The sequence below is a fragment of the Mycobacterium sp. NPDC050041 genome (assembly GCF_049541695.1).
Taxonomy (GTDB): domain Bacteria; phylum Actinomycetota; class Actinomycetes; order Mycobacteriales; family Mycobacteriaceae; genus Mycobacterium.
In genome coordinates, this window is sequence record NZ_JBMVDG010000004.1 from 156,447 (window position 1) to 167,970 (window position 11,524).

10 protein-coding genes are annotated in these 11,524 nt (G+C 67.4%); 6 read left to right on the forward strand and 4 right to left on the reverse strand.

Annotated features, from left to right (window positions below; all coding sequences use genetic code 11):
- Window positions 1–6 precede the first annotated feature (6 nt).
- Window positions 7–2,871, forward strand: a complete 2,865-nt coding sequence (locus ACPCHZ_RS15200) for an RND family transporter (RefSeq protein WP_423485499.1) — start codon at window positions 7–9, stop codon at window positions 2,869–2,871.
- A gap of 16 nt (window positions 2,872–2,887) precedes the next feature.
- Here the strand turns inward: ACPCHZ_RS15200 and ACPCHZ_RS15205 are convergent, their stop codons facing one another.
- Both ACPCHZ_RS15205 and ACPCHZ_RS15210 read right to left on the reverse strand, forming a co-directional pair.
- Window positions 2,888–3,586 (reverse strand): RES domain-containing protein, encoded by a 699-nt coding sequence (locus ACPCHZ_RS15205; RefSeq protein ID WP_423485500.1) that lies wholly within the window; start codon window positions 3,584–3,586, stop codon window positions 2,888–2,890.
- Window positions 3,580–4,221, reverse strand: a complete 642-nt coding sequence (locus tag ACPCHZ_RS15210) for a helix-turn-helix domain-containing protein (protein ID WP_423485501.1) — start codon at window positions 4,219–4,221, stop codon at window positions 3,580–3,582. The genes ACPCHZ_RS15205 and ACPCHZ_RS15210 overlap by 7 nt, the downstream gene beginning before the upstream one ends.
- Window positions 4,222–4,297: 76 nt before the next feature.
- Here ACPCHZ_RS15210 and ACPCHZ_RS15215 point away from each other — a divergent pair, with 76 nt between their 5' ends.
- The 3 genes from ACPCHZ_RS15215 (at window position 4,298) to ACPCHZ_RS15225 (ending at window position 6,391) form a co-directional block, all read left to right on the forward strand.
- A complete protein-coding gene (locus ACPCHZ_RS15215; protein WP_423485502.1) occupies window positions 4,298–4,657 on the forward strand; it encodes a hypothetical protein in 360 nt (119 codons plus the stop codon).
- 198 nt (window positions 4,658–4,855) lie between these two features.
- Window positions 4,856–5,680, forward strand: coding sequence for a universal stress protein (locus ACPCHZ_RS15220; protein WP_423485503.1), 825 nt, complete (start codon window positions 4,856–4,858; stop codon window positions 5,678–5,680).
- Window positions 5,681–5,683: 3 nt separating this feature from the next.
- Complete coding sequence (locus ACPCHZ_RS15225) at window positions 5,684–6,391, forward strand: Type 1 glutamine amidotransferase-like domain-containing protein (RefSeq protein WP_423485504.1); 708 nt, start codon at window positions 5,684–5,686, stop codon at window positions 6,389–6,391.
- A gap of 26 nt (window positions 6,392–6,417) precedes the next feature.
- On the opposite strand, the gene ACPCHZ_RS15230 is transcribed toward ACPCHZ_RS15225, so the two are convergent.
- Window positions 6,418–7,185 (reverse strand): class I SAM-dependent methyltransferase, encoded by a 768-nt coding sequence (locus tag ACPCHZ_RS15230; protein WP_423485729.1) that lies wholly within the window; start codon window positions 7,183–7,185, stop codon window positions 6,418–6,420.
- 712 nt (window positions 7,186–7,897) lie between these two features.
- Here ACPCHZ_RS15230 and ACPCHZ_RS15235 point away from each other — a divergent pair.
- Both ACPCHZ_RS15235 and ACPCHZ_RS15240 read left to right on the forward strand, forming a co-directional pair.
- The gene (locus ACPCHZ_RS15235) at window positions 7,898–9,181 is read left to right on the forward strand and encodes an argininosuccinate synthase-related protein (protein ID WP_423485505.1); all 1,284 of its coding nucleotides are present in this window, start codon (window positions 7,898–7,900) and stop codon (window positions 9,179–9,181) included.
- A 19-nt stretch (window positions 9,182–9,200) separates the two neighbouring features.
- Window positions 9,201–10,565: a bifunctional o-acetylhomoserine/o-acetylserine sulfhydrylase gene (locus ACPCHZ_RS15240; RefSeq protein ID WP_423485506.1), complete on the forward strand. Its 1,365-nt coding sequence runs from the start codon at window positions 9,201–9,203 to the stop codon at window positions 10,563–10,565.
- Here ACPCHZ_RS15240 and ACPCHZ_RS15245 read toward each other — a convergent pair.
- Window positions 10,559–11,488 (reverse strand): class I SAM-dependent methyltransferase, encoded by a 930-nt coding sequence (locus ACPCHZ_RS15245; RefSeq protein WP_423485507.1) that lies wholly within the window; start codon window positions 11,486–11,488, stop codon window positions 10,559–10,561. The genes ACPCHZ_RS15240 and ACPCHZ_RS15245 overlap by 7 nt on opposite strands.
- Window positions 11,489–11,524: the final 36 nt, after the last annotated feature.

Consider the following 11,524-nt stretch of genomic DNA (forward strand, 5'->3'; position numbering starts at 1 on the left):
GTCCCGGTGAGCACACCCACAACACAGCCGATCCACACTCCCGAGCAGCAACGGCGGGGCGCGCTGCCAAGGGCGATCCGCCGGCTGGCGATTCCCATCATCATCGGTTGGATCCTGCTGGTCGCGGTGCTCAACGCCACCGTGCCGCAGCTCGAGGTCGTCGGCCAGATGCGGTCGGTGTCCATGAGCCCCGACGACGCGCCCTCGGTGATCGCCACCACCCGCATCGGTGAGGTGTTCGAGGAGTTCACGTCCGACAGCTCGGCGATGATCGTGCTCGAGGGCGACGAACGCCTGGGCGACGACGCGCACCGGTTCTACAACGAGATGATCGACCGGCTCGAGGCCGACACGACCCACGTCGAACACGTTCAGGACTTCTGGGGTGACCCGCTGACGGAGGCAGGCGCGCAGAGCACCGACGGCCGGGCCGCCTACGTGCAGGTGTATCTCGCAGGCAACATGGGTGAGTCGCTGGCCAACGAATCGGTGCTGGCCGTCAAGAACATCGTCGGCGACCTGTCCCCTCCGACGGGGGTGAAGGTCTACGTCACCGGCGGCTCGGCGCTCGCCGCCGATCAGCAGATCGCCGGTGACCGCAGCGTCCGGACCATCGAACTGGTCACGTTCGCGATCATCATCTCGATGCTGGTGCTGGTGTACCGGTCGGTCGCCACGGTGCTGCTGACGCTGGTGATGGTGATGCTCGGCCTGACGGCGGCCCGCGGCGTGGTGGCTTTCCTCGGCTACCACGACATCATCGGACTCTCGACGTTCGCGACCCAGCTGCTCGTCGCCCTGGCCATCGCCGCCGCCACCGACTACGCGATCTTCCTGATCGGCCGCTATCAGGAGGCGCGCACCAACGGCGAGGACCGGGAGTCGGCCTACTACACGATGTTCCACGGCACCGCCCACGTGGTGCTCGGCTCGGGCATGACGATCGCGGGCGCGACATTCTGCCTGTCGTTCACCCGGCTGCCGTACTTCCAGACCCTCGGTGTCCCGCTGGCGGTCGGTATGACCATCGCCGTTCTGGTGGCGCTGACACTCGGGCCGGCGATGGTGACGGTGGCCAGTCGGTTCGGGTTGCTCGAACCCAAGCGCGCCATGCGGATCCGCAGCTGGCGCCGGCTCGGTGCGGTGATCGTGCGATGGCCCGGACCGGTGCTGCTCGCCACGATCGCACTGTCGCTGATCGGCCTGCTCACCCTGCCGGGCTACAAGAGCAACTACAACGACCGCAACTACCTGCCGGCCGACCTGCCCGCCAACGAGGGATTCGCCGCCGCGGAACGGCATTTCGACGCCGCGCGGATGAACCCGGAACTGCTGTTGGTCGAGACCGACCGCGACCTGCGCAACCCGGCGGACTTCCTGGTGATCGACAAGATCGCCAAGGCGATCTACCGGGTTCCCGGGATCGGGCGCGTCCAGGCGATCACCCGGCCCGACGGAAAGCCCATCGAGAACAGCACGATCCCGGCCCAGCTCAGCATGAGCAGCACGTTCAACGCGATGAACCGCGGGTATCTCGAGGCCCGCATGGACGACATGCTGCTGCAGGCCGACGCGATGGACCGGCAGATCGCCACGATGAACCGGATGATCGCGCTGATGGAGGAGATGAGCGCCACCACCGACAGCATGGTCGGCAAGACGGTCATCACGGCCGAACACCTCGCCGAACTGCGGGACGGCATCGCGAATTTCGACGACTTCTTCCGGCCGATCCGCAACTACTTCCACTGGGAACCGCACTGCTACAACATCCCGGTCTGCCACACCTTGCGGTCACTGTTCAACGCCCTCGACGGCATCAACACGATGACCGACCAGTTCCAGAGCCTGGTGCCGGATCTGCAGCGGCTGAATTCGCTGATGCCGCAGATGCTCACGCTGATGCCGCAGACCGTCCAGACGATGAAGAACATGAAGACGATGATGCTGACGATGCACGCCACCCAGGCGGGTCAGCTGGACCAGCAGGCCGCGATGGAGGCCAATCAGTCCGCCATGGGTGACGCGTTCAACGACGCGATGAACGACGACACCTTCTATGTGCCGCCGGAGATCTTCGAGAACGAAGACTTCAAGCGGGGCATGGAGAGCTTCATCTCGCCGAACGGCAAGGCCGTCCGGTTCATGATCAACCACGAGGGCGACCCGCTCAGCGCCGAAGGCATCCATCGCATCGACGACATCAAGCAGGCCGCCAAGGAGGCCATCAAGGGCACGCCGCTCGAGGGCTCCCGGATCTACGTGGCCGGCACCGCCGCCGCCTTCAAGGACATGCAGGAGGGCAACGACTGGGACCTGTTGATCGCATGCATCGCGGCGCTCACGCTGATCTTCACGATCATGCTGTTGATCACCCGCAGCGTTGTCGCGTCGGCCGTCATCGTCGGCACGGTGGTGCTCTCGCTCGGGGCGTCGTTCGGTCTCTCGGTGCTGGTGTGGCAGCACATCCTGGGCATCGAACTGCATTTCATGGTGATGGCCATGGTGGTGATCGTGCTGCTGGCCGTCGGCGCGGACTACAACCTGCTGCTGGTGGCGCGCCTGAAAGAGGAGATCCACGCCGGGATCAACACGGGCATCATCCGGGCCATGGGCGGTACCGGATCGGTGGTCACCGCCGCGGGCCTGGTGTTCGCGTTCACGATGATGGGCATGGCGGTCAGTGAGATGACGGTGGTCGCCCAGATCGGGTCGACCATCGGCATGGGCCTGCTGTTCGACACCCTGGTGATCCGGGCGTTCATGACACCCTCGATCGCCGCGCTGATGGGTCGCTGGTTCTGGTGGCCGCAGATGGTCCGTCCCCGGCCGGTGCCCGCGAAGTGGCCGTCGGTGCCCGCGGGGCGCTGACACCCGTTGTGACCGTTCAGGTCTCGCAACGCGGGCACGCGTCCACCCGGGCGGCGGTCATGCCGAGCTCGCCCGCGGCGACGACGACCCGCCGCCACATCCGCGGGTCGCCGAGCGAGAAGTCCTGCGCCGCACCGTCCGCCGAGGCGACCACCTCCACGTCGGCGTCGGTGTTCCAGAGGGCCAGCGACCGGCCGTTGCTGTGCGCGGCGTGGTAGTACACGCCGTCCACCGGTCGGCGCGCCGGCTGATCCTCGTAGATCGCCCGGGCCCAGCGTTGCGTGCGGGCGCGCGGATAGGCGCCGGTGGCCAGTGACGGCAGCGCGCCGATGCGCATCGCGGCGCCCTCGGAGCGCAGGTCGAGTGTGATGATCTCGGAGCGGGGGCGGACGAGCGCGACGCGGTATCCCGGGCAGATCGCCGCCTCACCGAGGTCGCCGAAGACCTCGCCCAGCGCGGTGGCGAGGTTGCCCGCGACGTAGAGGACGGTACGGCCGTCGGGGCACGTCGTCGGCGCATCCGGCGCAGGAGTGTGATGGTCGAGGCGCGCCAGCGGCCCGTACCCGCGGTGGGTGACGCCGTCCGGGGTGTGCGCCGACCGGTGGTACACCCGGCACCAGCCCCAGCCGGCCCTGGGCAGCGCGGTGGGCCAGCGCCAGGTCCAGATCCGGCCGCCGTGCAGCGGCCGTCGCGGTTCGCCGAGTTCGGCTACCACGCCGCGGCGGTGGTCGCTGCCGCCGCGGCGATGACCTGCGGCACCCGACCGGCAGCCAGGGCGTCGGCCGGAGCGGCGCCGCCGAGGTCGGCGTTCGGCGTGGTGACCCATCTGCTCAGCGCGACGAGCCCGCCGGGGAACACCGCACGGACCGCCGCGATGCCGGGCAGGAAGCCGCGTTCGGCGCCGGCGTTGATCTGCCACATCGGTATTCGCCATTCCCGACCGTCCTTCAGCCCGACCAGATCGCCGTCGGCCAACCGGTCGAGGACGGCCTGCGGTGTGACCCCCAGTAGCTCGGCGACTTCCGGCCGCGACAGCGACGCACCCAGGAGTTCCCGACGGGCGAGGAAGTCGTTCTTCAACCCCTGCAGGGCCGCTGCCCGCACGTCGTCGGTCGACGGGGCGGCGCCCCAGAGCGCGTCGTCGAGGCCGGCGTCGTCACGATCGGCGACGGCCTCGACGAAGTCGGTGCGCACCGAGGCGGGCGCCGACTCCAGCGCGGTGTGCACCGCCGAGGTGACGTCGTCGACGGACGGCACAGCACGCTTGCGCACCTTGACCGATGACGACGTCTCCCGCCTGCGACGGGCTTTCGCCGCCGCAGTGTCGATCGGTGTGGTTTTCACGGCCATCTGCTCAGTGTACCCAAAGCAAGATAAACAAGTAAACCATCTTCGTGGCCGCATCGGCGGTGTTACGGTCGCGATCATGGGGTTCCTCGACGACGTCCGCCGATTGAAGCAACTTCAGCAGCAGAATCCGCAGCTTTCCCGCCAGGAGCTCCAACAACTGCTCGAGGGCGAGAAGCGGCAGGCCCACCACGGCGATTACGCGCCGGGCGCGGTCAAGCCTTACGTCGAGGTGGTGCCGCCGAAGGCATGGAAGGCCGATCTCGACCGGTTCGTGGCCGACTACATCGGCATCGTCGGCCTGCAACCCGAGGACGTGTTCGCCGTCTACCCGGAACCCAACCGGGAGACGCCCGGCACCCTCACCATCATCTACCGCGACCGCCCGGAGTACGCCGACGGACGCCGCCGCCACCGCCGGCTCCTGCTCGGCGAATAAGGCCCACGCGCGGCGCGTCGCCGATCGCGTGAATTCGACGACACACACCGCCGCGCGGATTAGGGTCGGGTCCAAGGACGGGCCGCGGACACGGACGTGACGCTCGAGGCCGCGAGCACGTCACCGCCGGTGCCTGAGACTGCATGACATGCCCCATCATTCGCGATCCATTCGACTGACGAACAGGAAGGGGTTGGCATGCCGCTCGGCGTGATCATCGGATTCGACGGCTCACCCGCTGCGACGGCGGCGATCGACGTGGGGAGGCTGCTGCTCCCGGGCGCGCACGCCTGGGTGGCGCACCTGTGGACTCCCCCGTTCACCAGCGATGCGCTCCGGCGGCGGTTGCGGGCCAGCGCACGCAGTGCCAGTGAACTCGTCGAGCTCACCGAAAAGGAGGGCGAGCGTGAAGCGCAGCGGGTGGCCGCCACGGGCACCACGCTGGCGAGAGCCGCAGGCCTCGACGCCGAGCCGTTGGTGAAACGGTCCTGGGGCGGCGAGGGTCTGGTACTCGCGCAACTCGCCGAGCAGGTGTCGGCCGACGTGGTGCTGGTCGGCTCCCGTGGGCTCGGCGGCGCACAGGCTCTCCTCGGTTCGGTGTCGGACATCGCGGTGCAGTACGCGTCGCGACCCACTCTGGTCGCGCAGGCGCCCATGCTGTCCGACGAATACGAGGCACTGGCCGCCGGACCGGTGATCGTCGGAACGGACGGCTCCACCGGCGCGCAGAGCGCTGTCGTTGCCGCGCAGCGGATCTTCGCCGACCGCGAGGTCGTCCCGGTCGCGGTCGGGGACGGCCACGCCGAGACCGCGGCGGCCGACGGTGTGGTGATCGAGCCGGGCGGTGGCTCGGCCAGAGCGACGGCGGAGGTCCTCGTCGACGTCGCGGCGCGCCGTCACGCCGCGGTGCTGGTGGTCGGCTCGCGCGGCCGATCGGGTTTCCGGCAGGTGCTGCTCGGCAGCGTCGCGCGGGCGGCACTGCAGGCGTCGCACCGCCCGGTACTCGTGGTACCCAGCGCTTAGCAGGTGGCCGACCCGGCGCCACGACGGCAACCGCTCTACCTGCTGGCGGACAGTCAGCTGCTGTTCTGGAAGCGGCGGGGCCGGCTGCTCCTCGACACCGCCCTCGACGTATCCGGCTGTGGCACAACGGTCAGCGCCGCATACATCGGCGCCTCCAATGGGGATCTCCTGGAGTTCTACGAGATCTTCGAAGCGGCGGTGGACGCGATCGGGATCACCGATCGCCGGATGATCGATGCGTCGTTCCCCCCGGACGACCGGTCGTTTCTGCACCGCGCCCAGTTGATCGTCCTCGCCGGCGGCGACGTGCGTCTCGGTTGGAACACCTTCGAGAGAACCGGAATGAAGGACGTCATTCTGCACCGGTATGCGAAAGGCGCCGTCCTGGTGGGCATCTCAGCCGGCGCGATACAACTGGGCCGCTACGGTCTCGTCGAGACATCCGATTCTCTCGCCGGTGACCTGCTGGATGTGTTCGCACTCGTTCCCGCCGTCGTCGACACACATGACGAGCACACCGGGTGGCGTCGACTGTCGCGCGCTGTCCGGTCGCTGGAGGGAGCCGCTCCTGGGCTGGGAATCCCGTCCGGCGGCGGGGTGCTCGTGCACCCGGATACCACCGTCGAACCGCTGCGCCATCCCGCACACGAATTCCGCTACGAGGGCGGACTCGTCAAGCACTCCGTCCTGCTCCCCGAGGCGGACGGCTGACGTCACCGGCGGGTCCGTGCGGCGGTCTACCGGGCACGAGCGGCGACCATCGCCGTCGCACCCCGCGGTCGGGTGCGGAATTCGACGGTGATCGCCGGGTCGGCATGTCCGGCGAGCGCACGCAGCGCGGACGGGCTGTAGGCACGCAGCGAGCTGATGACCGCATCGTGTAGCGGCGGGACCAGCCCGGTGAGCGGGACGGTGAATCCCAGCAGCGCCAGTTGGAACGGTGCCCGCCATCTGCGGAGGTCGATGATCAGCAACTTGTCCGCTGCCCGGGTGCCCTCGGCGATGACCTGGGCGGCCCGTTCGGGCGGTAGGTGGTGCAGGGACAGCGCGAACACCGCGAGGTCGAAGGACCCGTCGGGAGCGTCGATCGCGGTGGCGTCCATCTCCCGCACAGTGGCGCGGGGATGACTGCCGAGATCTCCGGCGGCGACGGCGGTGACGAATTCAGGATCCACATCGGTGACCGTCAACTGGACGGACGGGTGCATCTCCAGCAGCTTGCGCGACAGCCCACCGAGACCGCACCCGAGTTCGAGGATCTTCGGCGATTCGATCGCGGCCACCTCGGTCAGGACCGCCTGGGCACACATCTCGTAGTTGCCCTTGAACCGGCGCCGTCCGGTGCGGTCGAGCGACTCGATGACCTTGCGTTTGCGATCGTCGACGTCGTCGCGATCCAGATACTCCAACCGGTCGGTCTGCAGCCGCCGGTCCAGCCACGAGGCGTCCGGCCCGCCTCTCGGCATGCTCACGATGTCGTGGTGTGTCGCATCCATGTGGTCCATCATGGATCGCCGCTGCCGTCCTTCGACACAAAACAACGGCAATAGCAGTTCCGATTCGCGGCCAGGATTACGCGTGGGCGACCGCCTTGCGAGTTATTTGCCACGACCTAGCCTGGATCGACTGTGACCAGAATGGCTGTCCCGTGCGCAATTCGGCGGCTTCGGCCCGCACGAGGGATCGCGGCACCGGTCCGTGCGCCCGGCGCAGAGTCGTCACGAGCGGATGCTTGAGTGTTGAACAATGATGTCCGCACGGCTGCGGCGGGCGGTTGGTGATTCACCCGAATACCGCTGCAATACTTGAAAAGGACGGTATCGGACGGTTCGCGGCCCGGGCGGGCGGACGCCGGGCCCCGGTCCTCCGCGTGGCGAGAACCGCCTGCTCGGCCCCGGCTCGGATACGGGCGCCCCGCCGAGGCGGTGCAGCGCTGCGCGGCACCGTCCCCCGGGCCCCGCGACCTTTATCGCTCGAAAGGGCAATTGATTGCGGTTTTCTTTGCTGCCGCCGCGACCGGGTGTTAGCCTGACCGAGTTGGGAGGATGCGAATCCATGGTCGCATTCGAACCCTCCCAGTCCTGGCCGGCGCGATCAGCCACTGTTCGGGCGCTCCGGTCGAACGATCGACACTCCACGGGCAACGGGAGGTTGACACCAGTGACCCCTGACCCGACCGCGCGAGTCTGAAACATGGGATCCGGCCACATGAAACAGATGAAGATCCGCTCATTCTCGGACATCGAAGAACTGTGCCGCCGCAACGACACCATCGTGACGCTGTGTGGGGGCGGCTTGGACAGCGCGTATCTCCTCGCGCAGCTGGCGAAGTTCGACGTGCGCGTCATCGCGTTGTCCGTCGACCTCGGCGACGACTTCGACATCGATCAGTTCGCGTACATCGCGGACAGGTTCGATGTCCACATCACCCGCCTCGACTACCGCAAGGAATTTGCCGAGGAGTTCGTGCACGCATCGATTCTCGCCGGCGGCAGATATCTCGGACAGCACCCGATCAGCGCATCGCTGTCGCGACCGTTGATCGCCCGCGTTGGCGTGGAGCTCGCGCGATCGGTCGGCGCCAAGTGCCTGCTCCACACGGCCAATCAGTCGCAGAACAGTTTGCGAAGGCTCAACGGCGCCATCAGTGATCTCGGATTCGAGGGTTACTTCGGGTCGCCCTACGAGTTCGACGCCCTGTCCCGCGACTTCAAGCGCCTGGAACTCCAGGAGAACTTCGGCATCTCCGGTTTCGCGAATCGACTATTGAGCACCGACACCAACCTGTGGTGCCGAGAATTCGAAAGTGGAAGCCTGGACGATCCCGAAGCGTTCGACATCGGCCAGGACCTCTATCAATGGTCGGTGGCATCGGAAACCGCGAGCCGGGTGATCGAGCTCGGCTTCGACGGGGGACGTCTCGTCTCGGTGGACGCGGAGCCCCTCACCGACCTCGTCGATCTGATCGCGAGCATCAACACGAAGGTCGGTCGTTACGGCATCGGACGATTCTCCAGCCTCGAGCATCTGGAAGGCGGCGAGAAGGTACTCGAAGTTCGCGAGGCCCCCGCCGCGGCTCTCATCCTCGAGGGATTCACACAGCTCGCATCGGCGACGGTCGACGTCGAGACGCTGCGCTGGATGCGCACCCTCGGTGACGCGCTGATCATGGAGGCCGTCGAGGGCCGGTGGTTCCGCGGCCTCCGCAGAGCACTGCAATCCTTCCTCGAAGAGAGTGCTCAGCGCGTCAGCGGCACCGTCCGATTCACCCTCCGGAACGGGGCGTTCGAACTCGAGGGTTTGAAGGCGGTATCACCGCTCTACATTCGCGACCGCGAGCAATGGGAGTACCGGAAGGCCGCCGCCGCCCGGTCTGTGACGACGAGTCGGCTCGTGCCGGCCGCCGTCCCGATGAGCAACGGGCACGGCAACGGTGCCGGTCGGCCTGTCGATTGGGTCGACGCCGGCGTGGAGCACCTGCCCAACGGCGAAAAGACCTAGCGTCCAGCAGAAGGCAGTCATGAGCGACGTCGCCGACACCGAGCCCGATCCGACCGCCCGATGGTCCTTCGAGACGAAACAGGTGCACGCGGGACAACGGCCGGACTCGGCCACCCACGCCCGTGCGCTGCCGATCTACCAGACCGCCTCCTTCACCTTCGACGACGCCGGACACGCCGCCGCGCTGTTCGGTCTCGAGATGCCGGGCAACATCTACACCCGCATCGGCAACCCGACCACCGACGTCGTCGAGCAGCGCATCGCCGCGCTGGAAGGCGGCACGGCCGCACTGTTCCTGGCCTCCGGGCAGGCCGCCGGAACGTTTGCCATCCTGAATCTCGCCGGTACCGGCGACCACATCGTGTCGAGCCCGCGCCTGTTCGGCAGCACGTACAACCTGTTTCACTACACGCTTTCCCGGCTCGGCATCGAGGTCACCTTCGTCGACCCCGACGATCCGGATTCGTGGCAGGCGGCGATACGGCCGAACACCAAGGCGCTCTTCGCCGAGACCATCTCGAACCCGAAGAGCGACGTGCTGGACACCCCGCGGGTCGCCGGCGTCGCACATGAGAACGGCGTGCCGTTGATCGTGGACAACACCATCGCCACCCCCTACCTCATCCAGCCGATCAGCCAGGGCGCCGACATCGTGGTGCACTCGGCCACCAAATACCTCGGCGGGCACGGCACCGCGATCGCGGGCGTGATCGTCGACGGCGGCACCTTCGACTGGACGCAGGGCCGCTTCCCCGGCTTCACGACACCGGACCCCAGCTACCACGGCATCGTCTACGCCGAAATGGGTCCCGCACCGTTCGTGACCAAGGCCCGGCTGCAATTGGTGCGCGACATCGGGGCGTCGGCGTCACCGTTCAACGCGTTCCTGGTGGCGCTCGGCCTGGAGACGCTGAGTCTGCGCATCGAACGCCACGTCGCCAACGCGCAACGGGTCGCCGAATTCCTGGCCGCCCACGACGGCGTGCTGTCCGTCAACTACGCGGGGCTGCCGACTTCACCGTGGTACGAGCGGGCGAAGAGGTTGGCGCCCAGGGGAACCGGTGCTGTTCTCGCGTTCGAACTGGCCGGCGGCATCGAGGCGGGCAAGGCCTTCGTCAACGCGCTGAAACTGCACAGCCATGTAGCCAACATCGGCGACGTGCGTTCGCTGGTGATCCACCCGGCGTCGACCACCCATGGCCAGTTGAGCCCCGAGGAACAGCTGGCCTGTGGCGTGAGCCCGGGGCTGGTCCGATTGTCCGTCGGCATCGAGGGCATCGACGACATCCTGGCCGATCTCGAGATCGGCTTCGCCGCGGCGCGGAAGCACGAACCCGCCGCGATGGCCGAAGCAGCGGTGATCGTGCGGACGCCGGCTCACTGAGCGCCGGAAACCCCGGTCTCCGTTGGCTTCCGCGCCGAGGCGATCACATAGTCGGTCAAACCGACCCCGCGTTCCCAGATCTCCACGCCGCGGCACTGGGCGCGGTCGTCTTCGGATACCTCCACGACCACCTCGTCCATCTTCTTCCCCTCGACGCGCTGGCGACTGTACTTGGCCATGCCGGGGAAGACATCCTGCCGAATCGATTCCACGCGGACATCGCCGAATCCGGCGGCGGACAGCCGCCGTGGATATTCATCGCGGTCATATAGGTTGGCCTCCGGGACGTGGCCGTACTTGCGTGCGAAGGCGGTGGCGCGGCTCGTCTTCTTGCCCGGAACCGGGAGCATGTCGGCGATCGCGACGGACCCTCCGGGTTTGAGGACCCGAAATGCCTCGCGCAGGAACTGTTCACGTGTGTCGAAGTGGAAGGCGCACTCCAGGGCCAGGACTCTGTCGAACGTCGCGTCGGGGAATTCCATCGCGGTCGCCGAACCGAGCCGCAGATCGATGTGATCCTGCAGCCCGCGCTTGGCGACCCGCTCCCTGCCCTTCTCGATGTGAACGGGGGTGATGTCGATGCCCGTGACGCGGGACAGCTTGAAACGGTCGAGGAGAACGAAGTCCTGCTCGGCGAAACCCACGCCGACGTCGAGGACTTCGTCGCCCGGTTGCAGTCCGGCCCGCGTTCCCAGCAGTTCCACCATAGCGACGCAGGCGTCGGGGTAGGTGCGAGCCTCTTTCCAGTAACCGAGGTTGAGCCACAACGGCTTGTCATCGTCGACGAAGCCCTCGTCCAGGAAGTCGATGACGTCGTCTCCGAGGGTGGTGTAGTAGGCCGCGGCGTCTTTCTGTCGCACCAGGGTGAACGAGCGGACAACGGTCAGGAACCCCCAGTAGATCGAGAGGGCGATTCGGCGCATGGTGTTCCTCCGGGGAGTTGTCGGTGTGAGCCGCGG